Source organism: Paenibacillus hodogayensis, assembly GCF_039536325.1.
GTDB lineage: Bacteria > Bacillota > Bacilli > Paenibacillales > NBRC-103111 > Paenibacillus_AB > Paenibacillus_AB hodogayensis.
Genome location: NZ_BAAAYO010000007.1, coordinates 82,176 through 100,239 on the forward strand (window position 1 = coordinate 82,176; position 18,064 = coordinate 100,239).

Sequence of the window (18,064 nt, forward strand, 5' to 3'; positions counted from 1 at the left end):
ATGCAGCATTCGTCCCGCTGGTTCGGAAGGTTAAACGCTCTCTTGCTCGCGCTGTTCGCCAGCGCCACGCTGCTGCCGTTCGTCAATATGGTCGCCGTATCGTTCAGCAGCAGCCGGGCGATCAATTCCGGCGAAGTATCGTTTTGGCCCGTCGAGTTCAATCTGGACGCTTACGTCAATCTGATCGCCGACGGGCAGCTGCTGATCGCGATGAAGAATACGATTCTGATCACCGTCGTCGGCACCGCCCTGAACATGCTGTTTACCGTCATGGCCGCTTATCCGTTGTCGAAGCGGCGCCTCAAGGGACGGAACGTTATGCTGGGGGGTATTTTATTCACGATGCTGTTCGGCGGAGGACTGATTCCGAACTTCCTGCTGATCAACGCACTCGGCCTGATCGATTCGTACTGGGGGCTTTGGCTGCCGGCGCTCATTAGCGTGTACAACATGTTTGTTATGAAAACGTTTTTCGAAGGGCTGCCGGAGGAGATGGAGGAATCGGCCTCGATCGACGGGGCGTCGGATGCGACGATCTTGTGGAAGATCATCCTCCCGCTGTCGATGCCGGTCATCGCCGCTCTGACGCTGTTCTATGCGGTCGGCTGGTGGAACTCCTATATGAACGTGCTGATCTACATCAAAAGCACCGACAAGGTGTCGCTGATGGTCAAGCTGTACCAGATGCTCGAGAACGTCAGCTCGCAGCTGCTCAACACGATGAACGGCGAAGGCGTCATGCAGGCGACGATCACGCCGGAAAGCATCCGTGCCGCTTCGATCGTCGTGGCCATCCTGCCGATCCTATGCGTCTATCCGTTTTTGCAAAAGCATTTCGTGAAGGGCGTTCTGATGGGCTCCGTCAAAGGTTAAAACCGCGACGGCTGCCCGGACGTTTGTCCAAATATTATGTTTTGCTATATGATTAAATTGCCGGAAAAAGGCGCAGGGGGGATTTGTATGAAAGCGATACAAAAGAGATGGTTGACGGCGGCGCTGCCGGTCGGCCTGGTGGCCGTAACGGTGCTGTCCGCATGCAGCAAGGGCGCGGATCAGACGCCGGCAAGCACGCCTTCGGGGACGCCTGCGGCCTCGTCGCAGGACGACAAGTACGACAAGCTGCCGAAGGAGGTCAGCATCTCGATGTTCGACCGCGGCCAGGTGTCGAGCGACGAGGGCACGTACGAGGAGAACCGCTGGGTGAAGTGGATACGCGAGCAGTCCGGCATCAATGTGAAGATCGTCCCGGTGCCGCGCAATCAGGCGCAGGACAAATTGAACGTACTGATCGCCTCCAAGCAGGCGCCCGATCTGATCTGGGAATTCGACCGCAATTACATCGGAAATCTGGTCACGCAAGGCGTCATTCAGCCGATCGACGAATATATCGAAAAATACAGCACGTCCTATAAAAAGTATTTGCAGGAAAATCCCGATCTGAAGCCGTATATTAGTTTTGACGGCAAAATGTATGCGGCTACAACGAAGCGCACCGTAAGCTCGATTGCCAACCACGGGATGTGGATTCGCCAGGATTGGCTCGACAAGCTCGGCCTAAAGACGCCGACGACGATGGACGAGTTGATAGCGGTCGCTCAGGCGTTCAAGGACCGGGACCCGGACGGCAACGGCAAAGCCGACACGGTGCCGATCATCGGCTACACGACCGGAGACGTCTACAACGCGCTGCACGGCATTACCTGGGTCGACTGGTATTTGGAGAACGGCAAGATGAAGTACGGGCCGACGACGGACCGCTTTGGCGACTCGCTGGCTACCGAGAAAAAAGTATACGAGCTCGGCCTGGCCGATAAGGAATATTTTACCGATAAGGACAATTCCCGGGCGAAGCAGCTCTGGTCCACCGGCAAGGCGGGGATTTGCATGTGTCAATGGGGCGGCAATGCGTCTGCCATGGTGAAAGATCTGCTGCTGAACGATCCGTCCGCCAAGCCGGTTCCGCTGGAGCCGGTATCGACGAAATACGGCAAGTACGGCTTGTATCAGGAGACGCCTGCCAACATTTACGTCACGTTTAACAAAAACATGAAAAACCCGAAAGCCGCCGTGCAATATTTGGATTGGCTCGTGGATAAAGGCTGGTTTACGCTGTCGTACGGTCAAGAAGGGGTTCACTACAAGCTTGTCAACAACATTCCGCAAAAGCTGGACGCCGACAAGTTCAAGAAGGAAGTGACCTACGCGGCCGAGTACGCCGTGTTGAAGCCGCTTATCGAGAAACCGGAAGACTTGCCGATCAAGGCGGCCCAGGACGCCATGTCCCAGCAGATCGCCAAGCTCGAGGTCGAATCGCTCAAAACCGCGCTCAAAAACAAATTCCGGCGCGACATTCCGTACCAGCCGAACATTACCGAGATCAACGAGCTGAAGGCGTCGTTCCAGAAAACGATCGACGAAATCCGCGCCAAGACGGTTACGCAGCCAAGCTATTCCGCGGAGAAAGCGCTTGACGACATCCGCAAGGAATGGAAGCGTCTTGGCGGCGACAATGCGGAGAAGCTGGCACAGGAATGGTACGACAAAAATAAAGTCGATTTTCGTTAAACGATAGACGAGGGGGAACAGGACATGGGCATTTTTCGATACCGTTCTACGAAGAAAACGGTTTTGCTGCTCGTCTCGCTCCTGTTCCTCGTCGTCTTTGTCATCTCCTTCCTGTCGTACCGGGTCACGACGAACCGGCTCAAATACGAGCTGACCGACACGCATATGGCGCTGCTCGGGCAGATCGAGCACAAGATGGAGCTGATGCTGCAGATCATCGACAAAGAAACGATTCAGATGCTGGGCACCGACGAGATCAAGACGTTTTTCGATACGCTGGATAACGACGGGACCGGCAGGGAGAACGACTACCGGCTGAGCGGCTCCTTGAACCGTATCATCAATGGCGGGGAGTACGTCTTCTCCATCGATCTGTATTCGTATACGAAGAAGCGGCTGTTTTCCAACAACATGCTGCTCGATTCGGAAATTCCCGACGATTATCAATGGATCGGCCAGTTCGAGCCTTACTTGGGCTATTCGAACTGGCTGTCGACGCGCAAGCTGTCGATGTACGGTTCTTCGTTCCCGATTTACCGCAATGTCGCCACGCTGGTGCGAACGTATCCGCTCGTCCATTCCCCCGGCTACCGCCGGGGAGCGATCGCAGTCAACATCAAGGAAGAGGCCCTGTACGGGCTGCTGAGCGATTCCCCGCACAAGGGACTTGGCGAAACCTTTATGGTGGACGGTCGAGGGGTCATCGTATCTCATGATGACAAAAGCAAACTGGGGCGCGACGCCAGCGAATCGGCCGTGGTGGCCGGCGTACTGAACGGTCCCGCCGAAGGGCATTTCCGGACGAAAGCCGATGACCAGGAGAGCACCGTCTTTTATGTGACATCGGACTATACGGGCTGGAAAATCGTCAACGTCGTTCCGGAAATTCAGCTGAACAAGCCGCTGATCAACATCCGCAACGTGCTGCTTGTCGTCGCCGCCTTCCTGTTCGTCGCCGCGGCTTTGCTGGCCGCGCTTGTCGGCTACTGGACGCTCAATCCGTTCAACCGGTTCGCGGCCAGCCTGTCGAGCAGGCTCGGCATGCATCCGCGTTTCTCCGCGTCGGAAGCGAAGCAGGGCAACGAATTCGCTTATTTGGAGACGATCGTCAACGATATTTTGTCCGACAGCGAGCAGCTGCAGAAGCAAATCAAGGAAACGAAGCCGTTTATGAAGTGGCGGCTTTATACCGAGCTGTTGACTCAGCATCCGCCGTACAGCCGCGACATCCAGCAGTATATGGATCTGGTCGGCATGCAGCTGCATCCGAATCATTTTATCGTCATGAGCGCGGAATTCGACCGGAAATCGGCTATCGGCTCCTCGGCGGATTTGCATTTGTACGCCTATGCGCTGTGCAACGTGGCGGAAGAGCTGATCAATGCCGAAAGCCGCGGAGCGGCGATCGAATGGGACGACGGGCAATGCGCGATCATCGTCAGCTTCGAGGATGACGATCCCGAGATGCACGCGGTACGCGCCATGGCGGTCGCCGACATGCTGAAGAAGTTTGCGGAGCAAAACTTCCGCAAAACGGTGACGATCGGCATCGGAGGAGAGGTGCGGGAGCTGCGCGACATTCGGATGTCGCACCGGCAGTCGATGGAGGCGCTCAAATACAAGCTGGTCATGGGCAACAATACGATTATTTCCGCAGACGATATCCAGGATTACAGCGCGGGCGAATTCCACCGGCTGTTCTCCCTTACGGACAACATGATCGATTCGATCAAGCAGCCGGACGAGGACAAACTGCGGGAGCAAGTGGCAAGCTGGTTCGAGGCGATGGCGACCTCCAACGTGCCCCCCGACATTATCCGGCAGCTTGTCGTGCAATTGCTGATGAAGGCGGCCGGGGTGGCCGGCGAGATCGGGATGAACCAGGATGAGCTGGTTCCGGCGCAGAACTTCCAGGAGGCGTTGGAGCAGCACGAGACGCTGGAACATATCCGCGACTTTACCGCAGGGGTGCTGACGGGCTTGATCGAGCGGATTCGCCTGAAGCGCAGCAGCCGCGAGAAGAACGAGGCGATCGATAAAATTACGCGGTTCATCCGCGACAATTACATGCACGGCGATCTGTCGCTCAATTATTTGTCCGAGCGGTTTCATATGAGCATTTCCCATCTGAGCAAAATGTTCAAGGATTATACCGGCGGCAATTTTATCGATTATTTGATGGAAATCCGTATCGCCAAATCGAAGGAGCTGCTCGCCGGCGGCAGCGGCAAAGTCCGCGATATCGCCGAAGCGGTCGGCTATGCCAATGTGAACAGCTTTACGCGCATTTTCAAAAAAATGACAGGTCTGACCCCGAGCGAATACAGGGAGTTGGAGTGGGCCAAAAGGGGAGAGCGGGATCAGCCGTCCTAACGAATGGAGTGGACCGGTATGAAGACGTGGAAACCGTTGGCGCTGGCGCTTATTGTGGCGCTTTTGACGGCATGGCTCGATTTGACGGCATCTCCCGGCAGGCAGTTGCCGCTGGCAAATGCCGACGCGGCTGTAACGGAACTGCCTTTGGCGGATTTTGAAAGCAAGGATGAGACGTGGGACTTCTTGATCGGAAGCACGTATGCGCTCGGGAGCGGCGAGTACAGTCTCGATACGAGCGTGCATCACTCCGGCGCGGCCTCGGGGAAGCTGCAGCTCGATTTCAACCAATATTATTGGGTGACGCTGGAGCGTTATTTGTTCAAGCGGGTACTGCCCACGGATGCGAGAGAGCTGTCGTTCTGGGTGAAAACCGCCGATATGACGGCATTCGATCTCATCCTATTGGACAACGGGAACCAGAACCATCAGCAGACCGTCAGGCTGCAGCCGACGACCGATTGGCAGAAAGTGACGATCTCCTCCTTCGTTTCGGGAATCGGCTATACGCATTGGGGCGGCAAAAACGACGGCGTTTGGAGCGGACCGCTGAAGAAGATCAGCTTCAAGCTGTCCAAGCCGCAGCTGAAGGTGGGCAGGACGACCGGCACGATCTGGTTCGACGATTTGCGGGCCCAGGTCGATACGCCGGAGCTGACGATCGCGCAGACGCAGGTCGGCAATGTGTTCGCGGGGACGCGGACCGCGGCGTTCGATGTATTGACGACCGGCGATACGATCGGCTGGACGGCATTCAACGCATGGAATGAACCGGTCGCCTCCGGCAGCAGTCCGGTCGCCGGGGGACGTCTGCGGCTGGCCGTGACGGTGCCTGAAGACGGCTATTATCGTTTGAAAGCGGATTCGTACAAGGGCGGGATCAAAACGCGCACCGCGGAGACGACGTTTGCGGCCTTGCCGTCGTTCGATCTGACGGCTGTCGCCGACTCTCCGTTCGGCATGCAGACGCATTACGGCATCGGCTGGAATCGCGAATCGATTCCGTTGGTCAAATATGCCGGAGCGAAGCACGCCCGGGATTCGTTCTATTGGTCCGAAATCGAGCTGGCCAAGGGAACGTATACGTTCAATCCGAAGCACACGCTGCCTATGCAGGGCTTTCAGGAGCACGGCATCGAGCCGTTCCTCACGTTCGCCTTCAGCAACCAATTCTACGACAACTTCCAGACGCCCTATACGGATGATGCCCGGACCGGCTACGCCAACTACGTGAAAGCCCAATTGGCCAAGTACGGCAGCCAGGTGAAGGCGGGGGAGATGTGGAACGAATTCGACCTTCCGTACTTCGGCGGCAAAGGCCCGGCGGCTTCACGGGCGGATATGTATTTCGAACTGTTGAAGAAAGGCTACGAGGCGGCAAAGGCGGTACGGCCCGATTTGAACGTCGTAGGCGGGGCCACGTCGGGCATTCCCCGCGCCTGGCTGGGCGACGTATTCGCGCTGGGCGGGCTGAATTACATGGACACCTTATCGGTACATCCATACCGCTATCCGAACAGTCCGGAAGGCTTGACGAACGAGATCGCGCAGCTGAACGATCTGGTGCGAGCGTACAACAACGGACAGACGATTCCGATCTGGTTCTCCGAGCTCGGCTGGCCGACGCATTTGAGTCCGCAGGGCGTGGACGAAAATACGCAGGCGGCTTATTTGATCCGCAGCTATGTAGTCTCGATCGCCTCCGGCGTCGAGAAGTTGTTCTGGTACGACATGATGGACGACGGCACGGATAAGCAGAACAACGAGCACAACTTCGGGATTGTCCACAATCCGGGCGACGCGCTCGGCGCCTATACGCCGAAGCCGGCTTACGTCGCTTATGCGACGATGGCGCGGCAGCTTACCGGAGCGACCCTCACCGGGCAAAGCACGGCGGACGGCATTTACCGGTATACGTTCGAGAAGGACGGCCAGCACGTTCAGGCAATGTGGTCCCCTGCGAAGCAGGACGTCACGCTGAGAACGACCGGCTCCGTCACCGTAACCGACATGATGGGTCGAATCGCGGAATATGCTCCCGCCGAAGGAGAGGTCGTATTGACCTTGAACGGCGAGCCGCTGTTCGTACGGGGCCAAGTCCAAAGCGTCATTCCGGGCGCACGGTTTACGCTTCAAAGCCCGTCGGCCTATACCGGCGATCCGATTACCGTCACGCTTGTCGCCAACGATCCGGCGCAGACGTCGGTCACGGCCCATGTCTATTTCCAGGGAGCTTCCGCAAACATCGCCATTAACGGACCAGGCAGCTACCCGGTAACGTTCCCGGCGGTAGGGCAGGCCGGCACGCATGCCTCGTTCGCCCGAATTACCGGTTCCGGGCAGCCGATAGCAGGGCTTTCCGAGCGCTTCCAGGTCGCGAAGGCCGAGCAGATGACGGTCAAGCATGTGAAAAAAGAAGGCGAGGACGCGCTGGAGGTCCGCGTCGAGAACGCAAAGCCGACGGAACGGCGCTTGGCGGGAGCGGATTGGAAGGTTGGCGGCGTATCGTTCACGCAAACGTATGGAATCGCCATACCGGCTCATTCCGTCAAAACGCTGTATTTGCCGCTTGCGGGGTTGCCCGAGCGAACGCCGCTCGATTATGCCGTTGCAGTCGCTTGGGAGGATGGGGCGATAACACGGGCCGACGGCAGCGTGCGCATCATCGCTTCGGCGGATATGAAGCCGCTTTCCTTCCATACCTCGCAGGAAATGACGTCTTTGCCGGATTCGGAGGGCATCGATCTCGTAACCGACGTGCGCTCGCGGATTACCGGCTACAACGGCCCGAACGATCTGAGCGGCAAGCTGTGGTTTGGCTACGACACGGTGAATCTGTACGTCTATGCGCGCGTCCGCGACGACGTGTTCTCGCAGCCGTATGCGGGCGACGCCATGTGGCAGGGAGACAGCATCCAGTTTGCGGTGTCCGCTGGGACGCCCGGCGAAGCGGTGCAGTGGTACGAATACGGCATGGCTTTGACGCCGCAAGGACCGGAGCTTTATCGGTGGATGGCCCCCTCCGGCATGACTACCGGTACCGTGACGAACCGGCAGCTGCAGGTGACGCGGGATGAGACGGCCAAGCTGACCATGTATCGACTGGCATTGCCCTGGACGGAATTAAAGCCGATCGCCCCAACCGACGGCATGCTGAGCTTGTCCGTCGTCGTGAACGAGAATGACGGTACCAGTCGAAAGGGCTATGTCGAATGGGGGAGCGGAATCGGGTCGGGCAAGCAATCGTCGCTGTTCAACCCGATGCTGCTGCAATGGTTCGATGGAGTCAGTCTTCAGGCGCCGGTGGCGGCCCTGACGCGGGGAATCTCGGCGGAAGCGACCGTTCGCGGCACCATGCGGGGCTTGCCGGTCAATCTGGCGGCAGCGCAGGTCAGCTTGGTCAGCAGCGAACCCGATACATTGGAAGCAACCGTAACGAACACCGTGTACGGGTCCGTATACGGAACGGTTACGGGCAAGAAGAACGGCACGGCTTCGCTGAAAGCGGTCGTGCGGCACAACGGCTGGACGGCGGAATCCGCCCCGGTCGAATTCCGGGTGAACGAAGCGCCCGAATAATAGGAGAGAATGCCTGATGAATGCGATTCAGCCGATTGATCATGAACGTCTGCTTCTGGAGCGGGTCCGGGAATGGGAGGACCAGTACAACCCGGACTTGAAACTGCTGCGGGTTCCTTTCAGTAGTCCCGGTTACCATACGACGCTGAAAAACGTCGAGACCGTCCACGGCACCTATGCGAACCTGATCTACGCCCTCGCGCTGCTCGATACCGGGCTTGCCGAATACGAGCGGCGGGCGTTCGACGTGATCGAAACGATTTTGCCACTGCAGGAGACGGATCGCAGCCGCGACACGTTCGGCATATGGCCGTGGTTTTACGAGGAGCCGCTGGAGCGGATGGCGCCGCCGGACTGGAACTGGGCCGACTTCTGCGGCAAGCAGCTGCTGATGGCCGAATACCGGCACGGGCCGCGCATCCCGGAGCCGCTGCGCAGCCGGATCAAGCAAGCGATCGGCAACGCCTGCGACGCCATTATCAAACGGAACGTCGGACCCTCCTATACGAACATCGCCATTATGGGCGCGCTCGTCACGCTGGTCGCCGGCGAGCATTACGGCATCGAGGCTTACGCCGATTACGGCCTGCGGCGGCTCGAACGGTTTCACGAATTCACGTTTGAGCTGAAAACGTTCCAGGAGTACAACAGCCCGACTTATGCGGTTGTAGCGATTCTGGAGCTGTCGCGTCTGCGGTCAATGACCGCCACGCCGCGCGCTGCGCAGCTAAGCGGCGATCTGCTCGATCTGGCGTGGGGGATGGCGGCAGAGCATCACCATCCGGCGACAGGCCAATGGAGCGGACCGCACAGCCGCTGTTACCGTACGCTGCTTAACGAGGAGACGAAGTCGTTCCTGCAAGTGGCGACGGACGGTCAAGTCGGCTTCGTCGCCCCGGAGCGTCTGCGCTATTCCGCGGAATGGTACGAAAGCGGGGTGTCGTGCCCGGAGCGCTACTTTCCGCAGTTTCGGGAACCGCGTACGGTCACGGTCCGGCGGATATACGCCCGCGATCTGGAGCGCGGCCTGGAGAAAGAGGCGACGAGCTACATGACGCCGAATTATGCGATCGGCACATTCCGCAAGGATATCATGTGGAACCAATGCCGCAATCTCGTCGGCTACTTCGATAACGGTGGAAGTCCGACCTCGATTCAACTGCGCGTGCTGCATGACGGCTACGATTATTGCTCCGCTGTCTTCGAATGCATCCAGAATGGCCCGGATGCCGTATTCGGCATCCGTTTCCTGACGGAGGGCGGGGATACGCATCCGAATCTGGACAAAATGCACGGCACGATCGAAGCGTCCGATTTGCGTATTCGGCTGGAAATCGGAGGCCATAGGGAGCGAGTGGAAGTCCGCTCCGCTGGAGCGTCGGCCGAAATCGCCATCGGAGGCACGACGGTGAAGCTGCAACGGCTGTTCGCCTCGTACCATGACGGCGAGCAGTACATGCCGGTGCCCGAATGGAGCGTGCTTCAAGAGGAGGACACCATTTGTCTAGACTTCGTTCTTTACGAGGGCAGCAGGCGGACGTTCGATTTCCGGACAATGGCTGCCGGAGCGTTTCTGTTCGCTCTCTCGGTCGGGAAGCCCATCCCTGCCTACACAGTGTCCGCCGGAAAGGAGCGGGCCAGCGTTACCGCCGACTGGTCCGAGGAGCCCCGGCAGCTGGACATCCCGATCCGCCCGACAGCCTTTTCTGTAAGAGCCTAGGCCGACGATTCCGCCGAATTGTCGGTCGTACGGAGCGAGCTGCGCGGCCAGCGAAGACGCTGCGCTTGCGGCAGACGGCGGCTTGGCGGTGCGCGGGGCAGCCTGTGCAAAAGGCCGGGACGATAAGGAAGTAAGAATAAGCAAGCGAGCCGGGAAGAGGGTGAGGACGGAACGAATCCGCCGCGCCTTCCCCGGCTCGCTTTTTTAGTTCATCGGCTTCAGTCGATCAACAGGTACGGCGCGAAGGTCGGGCCGTATTCTTTGCTTTTCAGGCGAGCAAAGGGAGGAAACGCGGTCGTCAAGGAAATGACAGACTGGTATAATGGGAATAAGAAGAAATAAGCCTAGCAATTGCAGAAAGGGATGAAAACAGCATTGGACACGATCGCTGCGACGCTGTATGCAGGCAAAACGTTATCGATAAGACCTTTGACGCATACGGATGCGGATTTGTTGGTCAAATGGCTGAGCGATCCGGACGTATTGGCCTATTACGAGGGGCGGGACCGCCCTCACGACCTGGCGATGGTGCAGGAGCATTATTATGACCGTGCGGGGAATATAACCGGATGTATCGTTCAGTATAACGAAGAAGCTATCGGCTATATGCAATTTTATGTCGTAGAAGAGGAAGAGCGGCAGGCCTACGGCTACGAAGGATTCGCCGGGAACCTGTACGGGATGGATCAATTTATTGGCGAAACGCCTTATTGGAACAAGGGGATCGGCACGGCGCTTATCGCATTCGCGGCGAATTACTTAATGACGAGCAAGCAAGCGGATAAGATCGTGATGGACCCGCAAGCGTGGAATGCACGCGCTTTGCGAGCGTACGAAAAGTGCGGCTTCGTCAAGAAAGCGTATTTGCCTGAGCACGAATGGCACGAAGGCGCGTACAGAGACTGTTGGCTGATTGAGCTGGAGCGGCAGCCTGCCGGGGGGCCGGACAAGTAATCGCGGGCAGAACGCTTACGTATGCGCAGAGGGCGACAAACGGCATGGAAGCGTACGCGCTTGCGTCGGCAGCCGCCGCCAAATTCGTGAAAATCGTCTGCTTCGGCACCAGCAACGGAACGGATTGGAACAGCATTACAGAGGTAAAGCTATTCGGACCGTGAACAAGCTTTGTCCAAGGAAGCCTGCCTCCATGAGAAATCGGAGGCAGGCTTCCTTCTTGGATCGTGCTCGAGTCGGGCAGCGCGAACCATAGATACTGATTGGCATATGCGGCCGCCAAGCTTCACGAGCGCGCCATCCGGGTATTTATCCAGTAAACGACCACGGAGGGCGGGCGAGGACATGGATTATATGTGGATTACGATCAAGCTGGCGACGGCCTTTATCGGTTTGTGGATCATGGCCCGGCTGTTGGGCAAAAAGGAGATTTCCCAGCTGACGCCGTTCGATTTCATCTCCTCGCTTATGCTCAGCGAGCTGGTAGGCAATACCATCTATGACCGGGAGGCCAGTCTCCCGATGCTTCTTTACGCGCTCGCGCTATGGATGTTCTTGTCGCTTGCGCTGGAGAAGGCGGTTCAGCTGCTTCCTTGGCTATCGGTGCCGCTTAGCGGGAGACCGGACATCATTATCCGCAACGGAGTAATCGACGTACGGGCGATGAAGCGCAACAAGCTCGATATGCATCAGGTCGGCATGATGCTGAGGGAGCAGAGCGTATTCAGCGTGACGGAGGTCGCTTACGCGATATTCGAGACGAACGGCAATCTGAGCGTCATGAAAATGCCCGGCATCGACAATCCGACGCGGGAGGAGATGGGTGTGCCGGCTAAACCGGCCGATCTCGCTTTTATCGTGATGGATCAGGGGTATATTCAACAAGATACGCTCCGGGAGATCGGCCGCGATCAGGCATGGCTGCTGGCCTTGCTGAAGGAGCAAGGGATCATAAGCCCTCGGGACGTCTGGTACGCGGAGTGGTCGGAAGCGGACGGGCTGCATGCGCAGCGGAGGAAGCCGGGTGAATAGGCTGGCCGTAACCGGCTTGGCGGTTCAGAAAAAAAATCGCAAGATGTCCGTTTTTTACTATTTCGACAGCACGGAAAAGGGTATGATATACATCGAATCTGGCGCTAAGCGCATGCGCAAAGTCAAACCTTATGTTAGGAGCTGAAGTGATGGGAATTAAATTCGATATGGTCGGCATCGTTGTGAAGGACATGCGGAAGGCTCTGGAGTTCTACCGCCTACTTGGATTGGAAATACCGGAGAATGCGAACGACGAGAAGCATGTTGAGGTGGCGCAAGGCAGCTTCCGGCTGGCCTTTGACGTACAGGAAACGATTAGAGACGTTTACGGCGGTTGGGACGAGCCCACCGGTCATCGCATAGAGCTGGCGTTTCTGTGCGACAGTCGCGGAGAGGTAGATGAGCTGTTTCATAAGATAACGGAGCACGGATATAACGGACACCGCGACCCGTGGGATGCATTCTGGGGGCAGCGCTACGCGATCGTTCAAGACCCCGACGGCAATTTGATCAGTCTTTTTGCTTAAGGAGCAGGTATACGCCAGCCAAAACCGCTCTGCCGGATCGGGACCTCACGTCACCGTAGCCGCCGAGCGGTTTTTTTGACTTCTGCTGGTGTAGTCTGCCCCTGCGCGTACTTCAGCTTCGCGGCGCCCAGAGCATCACGGATACGCCGACGATGCAGATGGCCGCGCCGACCCAATCGTACAGATCGGGCGCTTTTTTATCGACAAGCCACCCCCACAGCACGGCCAGCACGACAAAGACGCCCCCGTAAGCCGCGTATACCCGACCGAAAGAAGGGAAGCTTTGCAGCGTAGGAATAATGCCGTACAAAACCAGGATCAGGCTCCCGGCGATACCATACCAAAGCGGCTTCGCTTCCCGCAGCCACAGCCAGACCAGGTAGCCCCCGCCAATCTCGGCGAGCCCGGCCAGCACAAAAATGACGATTGCCCAAAGCACGACAGACGATCTCCTCTCTTCGCCTACAGCGGTCCCAGCCATTTGGCTCCCGGGCGAACTCGGCCGTCGGTACAACCTTACTCGATCAGGCTGACTTTCACCGCCCCGCCGACTCCTTGTTGAATTTATTAAATAATGCCGGCCAAGTCAAGCGGATGCTGTCGTGCAGGGAATGCCTTGTTACAAGATGCCCACGGCATTCAGGCAGGTTGTACAATTTGACGCAAATGCGCAAAAAAACGCCGGATTTCCTCCGTTATGTCCATTGTTTCGGCTTCGCGCCTTCCCTATAATGAACTCTAGTGATAATCATTCTCACAATTGGAGGGCGTATTATGCGGAGTGGAGAGAGAAAAAGGAGGTCTGCTGCTGCATGGCTGCTGTCGCTGCTGCTGGTGGCGCTGGCCGTACTGGGATCGGCTTGCGGCGCTGGAGAGCAGGGAGCCCCTTTATCGATGGGAAGCGAGGGAGCGTCGCAGGCCGGCTCGACGTCCGAGCAGCCGAAGGGGGAAGCCAAGCCAAAGACGCGCAAAGTGCAGACGGAAAAAGGCGAGGTGGAAATTCCGACCGAACCGAAACGAATCGTTGCCTTGTACTACCATCATATGCTGCTTGCGCTGGATGAAAAACCGGTCGGCGCCAATTTGGCATGGTGGGGCGGCAGTCCGTTTCTGAAGCAGCAGGAGAGCGGCATTAAAGACGTGGGCGGACCGCCTTCTCTTGAAGTCGTGGTGGGTCTTCAGCCGGACTTGATCATCATGAATTCGAACAATGCGAACGATTACGAGCAGTTTTCCAAAATTGCACCGTCGGTGCTGATCCCGTACGACGCCAACCGAAGCGCGTATGACGACGCCAAGCTGGTGGCAGAATTGATCGGCAAGCCCCAGGTAGCGGATCAATTGGCGGCGCGGTTCGAGCAGAAAGCGTCCGCAGCGCGCAAGTCGCTCGCCGACACGATCGGGGGAGGCAAAAAGGCGGCGATTGTGCGCGCCGACGGAAAAGGGGACAGCTTCTCCGTATTCGGGGACAATTACGGCCGCGGGGGCTGGCCAATCTACCGCGGACTGAAGTTCGTCGTGACGGATAAGATGAAGGAAGCCATTACTTCCGGCAAGCAAATTGTACAGAAGCTGTCGCTGGAGCAGCTCTCGGACTACGTGGGCGATGCCGACTACTTATTCCTGTCCGACGAAGGCGAAGGGACGGAGCAGCTGAAGGCGTCCAGCGTGTGGAAATCGCTGCCCGCAGTTAAAAACGGCAAAGTGATTGAACTGAGCAAGGCGCAATTCTTCTACTTCGATCCGATCTCGATCGAAGGGCAGCTGGATGTGATCACGCAGCTGTTGTCGAAGCCGAAGTAAGTTACTTCTCTGTTTTTGACGAACGACCTTGCCTGTTTCCGCAAGCCTCGACCGTCGCTACCCGGTCAAGGAGCTGAAACGATTTCTCTGTTAAACCTAGACGCTTTCATCCCGCCTGTACGGTGGTGATGGAAGCGTCTTTGCCTATCATTCGGGACTTGTTCACTCGCTGAAAACCTTTAGGGGCCAGGCTCTTATTTTTGTCCTAGTCGTTGAAGAGTTGCAGGCGGGAGCCGGATTCACTACAATAGGAGGGGAATGAATTGATAATGATTCTCAACATATGGGGGAGAACACGGTATGAGCCTTCAAGCGCTGCCGTTCCGCACGATTTTGTTTACGCTGTCGGAGGTCGAGGAAATCCGGCTTAGCTCGGACGGACCAGGTACGAAGCCGTATACGGAAAACTACGAGCTGTATAGTGTGCTGCAGGGCGAGGGGACGTGGCGGTTGAATGAAAAAAGCTGGAGACTGCAAAAAGGAGACTGCTTGCTGCTCAAGCCCGGCCTGCTGCTGGATTGCCGCTGCTCCGGGCAGTCGGAGCTCGTATACAGCCGAATTGTGTTTTGCGCGCGACGGACGGCGGGGACGAGGGTTGGAGGAGACAGATCGCCCGATGAAACCAATGCGGCAGCCGGGGCAGGCGAGGAAGCCGAATTGCCGCCGACTGGGTTGGTCCACATCCAGCCTTTCGGCCAATGGCAGGCTATGCTGGCCGAGCTGCATCGCTATGGAGCGCATACCGATGCCGACGGTATTGAGGGCTTCCGACAGCATATTCGTTTGCAGGAGCTGCTCTATTACATGTGGAGCCGGAACGATTCGCCGACGGTGAAGGACGCCAGAAGCGCCGTGCAGGAGACGATTGACGAATTGCATGCAGCTCCCGAGCACAAGCTGGATATCCCGGCGTTGGCACGATGTGCCAACCTAGGCGTTCGGCAATTTACGTATTGGTTCAAGCTGCTGACCGGCAGCAGTCCGACGGAGTACGTGACCGCGCTGCGCGTCGAGCAGGCCAAGAAGCAACTGTTGGCGACATCCGATCCGGTCAGCGCCATTGCCGGCCGGAACGGTTTTCAAGATGCGTATTACTTCAGCCGCCGCTTCAAGCAAGTGACCGGGATGTCTCCGAACCGTTTTGCCCGTCGAGGGGAGGCGGGACCGAAAATCGTGGCTTTATACTATAGCGGACTGCTCATCTCGCTCGGCGTGCCGCCTGTTGGCGCCAATTTGACCTGGTGGGGGGGCAGAGTGTTTTTGCGCCAGCAGGAGGCGGCGATCGTCGATGTCGGCTTGTCGCTGCAAGCGGTGGCCGAGCTCGCTCCCGATCTGATTTTGATGAATAATAAGCAGTTGCCGGACTATGACCGTCTTCAGGGGATCGCGCCGACGGTGTTGATCCCGTACGACGGCAGGAGGACCGTATTCGAAGAAGCGCTACTGATCGGCGATTTGATCGGCAGGAGAGAGGAGGCAGAACGGTTTATTCATCGATACGAGCGAAGCGCCGCACGCGCGCGCCAGCGGCTGAGACGTGCCGGCTTACACTGTGAGCGGGAAGCAGCCGCCATCATTCGCGTGGAGAACGGCGGCCGTTCGTTTTCCATATTCGGCGACGGATACGGGCGCAGCGGATGGGCGGTATACCGGGGACTACGCTTTCAAGCGCCCGTTCAGGTGCGGCAATTGATCGACAGCGGCGAGCAGATCGAAAAGGAGGTCGGCATGGCGCGATTGACGGACTATGTGGGCGGCTGCGATGTTTTGTTCGTCATCCATGAAGGCGAGGGCATCGCTTCGCTTGCGGATCGCCCGGAATGGCGTCAACTGCCCGCAGTCGTTTCCGGTCGGGCCTTCGAGCTGGATTACCGCAATTACTCTTTCTTCGATCCCATCTCGTTGGAGGGGCAGTTGGCGCTTTTGACGGAACTTCTCTTGCCTAACGTAAGATAAGGCAGGCGAAAGCGTCGTATCAAAAAAAATGTTTCTTAAGATCGCTTTGTAGTTGCGGATAAACCTCCCTATAAAAATCTTGATCCGTGTACACCAGGAATTCCGTATTTTCGTTTATCCATTTTGAAATCGTGATTAAATCATCAACGCAACGATGCCCAAAGCGAACTGTCAAGAGGCGCAAAAACTGCCGGCCATGGGGACAGTTGTCTGCAAACCCCATCGGCCGGCAGCCGATTTGCTTTCGCATTCCGAAAGTCAGCTTGGCTTCGCGATCGGCGGCTTCGGCTGGCCGGGCTTTCCGGCAATGGAAAAATACGTCCCCATACGCAGCAGCCGTTCCGCCGGTCCGGAGCGAAAACGTCTCACATACAGCGTGCTGAGCAGAAGCTGAGCCGCATAGAGCGCGAACGCGATTCCGCACCCCGCCAGCACGCCAAGCTTGCCGAACCAACCGAACCCGTAGCCGTAAAACAGCGTCGTGCAAATAACGGACTGGAGCAAATAGTTCGTTAGCGAGAGCCGGCCGACCGCTTCGAAACGGCCTAACCAGACCGACCTCTTCGCTCGGGAGAAAATCCAGACAAAGGCGAAAAGATAACCGAGCGCCAGCACATTGCCGCCGAGCAGCTCGCCTGCATCGCTCCACCAATAGCCCGGCAATATATATTTCAATGCCTTCAGCAGCAAGCCCGCCGGCAGGAAGAGGAGCATCCGGTTCCGGTAAGCTCGGCGTTCGTCTTCCGGACGGTCGAACCACCGCTTCTTTGCCGCATACATGCCGAAAAGAAACAAGGGCGCGGTCAAGAACGGGACGACGAGCAGCATCGTGATAACAACCAAAGCGTCGTCTCCGAGAGGGTCCTCCGCTTGCCGATGATGCCGGATTTCTGGATAAGTACCCGTACCGTAGACGGTGATCGTCTGTTTCACGTACGTTTCCATGCGTGTCTGGGCTTCGGTGAAGGCCGCATTCGTATCCTCCTTCGGCGCAAGCCCCAGCAGACCGAAAAGGACAAGCAGCACCGTCCCCCAAACGAAGAGAGTCTTCGGCTTCCGGTTCAGGAACAGCAGCAGGAAGAAGCCGATCATGCCGTAAAAGCTCAAAATATCGCCTTCCCACAGCACATAGCTATGCAGCATGCCGATCGCGAACAGCATCAGAAAACGGCGGATCAAATAGCGCTTGGGCTTCAAGCCCTTCGCCAGCAGGCTTTCCTGCATCTTGATCATGCCGTAGCCGAACATGAACGTGAATATGGGCATAAAGCTGCCCTCGGCCAGAACGAGCAGCACCTTGTGAAGGACGGTATCGGAAAAGGAGGGCGCATACAGCTCCAACTTGTCTTTTCCCCAGATGCCGTACTGAAAAACAAGCATGTTTGCCAACAAAATGCCCAGCAGGCTGAACCCGCGCAAGCCGTCGATGATGCCGCTGCGGCCATTTCTCTCGATCATTGTGATCACCTCGTGTTTGATTGTAGCAGCGCGTGCTGAAGGACCCCTAAATGCAAGCTTACCGTTTCCTTAACGATGCCGGGGTGTTTAGCTAAAC

The 18,064-nt window shown here is 57.4% G+C and carries 12 protein-coding genes; 10 read left to right on the plus strand and 2 right to left on the minus strand.

The genetic code is table 11. The features are described 5' to 3' along the window. The 8 genes from ABD796_RS15470 to ABD796_RS15505 all read left to right on the plus strand — a co-directional run bounded on the left by ABD796_RS15470 (position 1) and on the right by ABD796_RS15505 (position 12,750). The gene (locus ABD796_RS15470; protein WP_344909049.1) at positions 1–873 is read left to right on the plus strand and encodes a carbohydrate ABC transporter permease; all 873 of its coding nucleotides are present in this window, start codon (positions 1–3) and stop codon (positions 871–873) included. 87 nt (positions 874–960) lie between these two features. Continuing rightward, a complete protein-coding gene (locus ABD796_RS15475) occupies positions 961–2,565 on the plus strand; it encodes an extracellular solute-binding protein (protein ID WP_344909050.1) in 1,605 nt (534 codons plus the stop codon). A 24-nt stretch (positions 2,566–2,589) separates the two neighbouring features. Continuing rightward, the gene (locus tag ABD796_RS15480) at positions 2,590–4,938 is read left to right on the plus strand and encodes a helix-turn-helix domain-containing protein (RefSeq protein WP_344909051.1); all 2,349 of its coding nucleotides are present in this window, start codon (positions 2,590–2,592) and stop codon (positions 4,936–4,938) included. 18 nt (positions 4,939–4,956) lie between these two features. Beyond that, the gene (locus ABD796_RS15485) at positions 4,957–8,517 is read left to right on the plus strand and encodes a hypothetical protein (protein ID WP_344909052.1); all 3,561 of its coding nucleotides are present in this window, start codon (positions 4,957–4,959) and stop codon (positions 8,515–8,517) included. Between the two features lie 16 nt (positions 8,518–8,533). Then, positions 8,534–10,237, plus strand: coding sequence for a hypothetical protein (locus ABD796_RS15490; protein ID WP_344909053.1), 1,704 nt, complete (start codon positions 8,534–8,536; stop codon positions 10,235–10,237). Positions 10,238–10,612: 375 nt separating this feature from the next. Continuing rightward, positions 10,613–11,191, plus strand: a complete 579-nt coding sequence (locus tag ABD796_RS15495) for a GNAT family N-acetyltransferase (protein WP_344909054.1) — start codon at positions 10,613–10,615, stop codon at positions 11,189–11,191. Between the two features lie 345 nt (positions 11,192–11,536). Next, positions 11,537–12,223, plus strand: coding sequence for a DUF421 domain-containing protein (locus tag ABD796_RS15500; RefSeq protein ID WP_344909055.1), 687 nt, complete (start codon positions 11,537–11,539; stop codon positions 12,221–12,223). Between the two features lie 149 nt (positions 12,224–12,372). Beyond that, the gene (locus ABD796_RS15505) at positions 12,373–12,750 is read left to right on the plus strand and encodes a VOC family protein (protein ID WP_344909056.1); all 378 of its coding nucleotides are present in this window, start codon (positions 12,373–12,375) and stop codon (positions 12,748–12,750) included. Between the two features lie 112 nt (positions 12,751–12,862). On the opposite strand, the gene ABD796_RS15510 is transcribed toward ABD796_RS15505, so the two are convergent. Continuing rightward, on the minus strand, positions 12,863–13,189 hold the full coding sequence (locus tag ABD796_RS15510; protein ID WP_344909057.1) for a YnfA family protein: 327 nt from the start codon (positions 13,187–13,189) through the stop codon (positions 12,863–12,865). 335 nt (positions 13,190–13,524) lie between these two features. On the opposite strand from ABD796_RS15510, the gene ABD796_RS15515 reads away from it, so the two are divergent. Together ABD796_RS15515 and ABD796_RS15520 are read left to right on the plus strand one after the other, a co-directional pair. After that, positions 13,525–14,553 (plus strand): ABC transporter substrate-binding protein, encoded by a 1,029-nt coding sequence (locus tag ABD796_RS15515; RefSeq protein ID WP_344909058.1) that lies wholly within the window; start codon positions 13,525–13,527, stop codon positions 14,551–14,553. 300 nt (positions 14,554–14,853) lie between these two features. Then, the gene (locus ABD796_RS15520) at positions 14,854–16,509 is read left to right on the plus strand and encodes a helix-turn-helix domain-containing protein (protein ID WP_344909059.1); all 1,656 of its coding nucleotides are present in this window, start codon (positions 14,854–14,856) and stop codon (positions 16,507–16,509) included. Positions 16,510–16,767: 258 nt separating this feature from the next. Here ABD796_RS15520 and ABD796_RS15525 read toward each other — a convergent pair whose 3' ends face one another. Beyond that, entirely contained in the window at positions 16,768–17,967 is a 1,200-nt protein-coding gene (locus tag ABD796_RS15525; protein ID WP_344909060.1) for a DUF418 domain-containing protein, read from the minus strand. Positions 17,968–18,064: the final 97 nt, after the last annotated feature.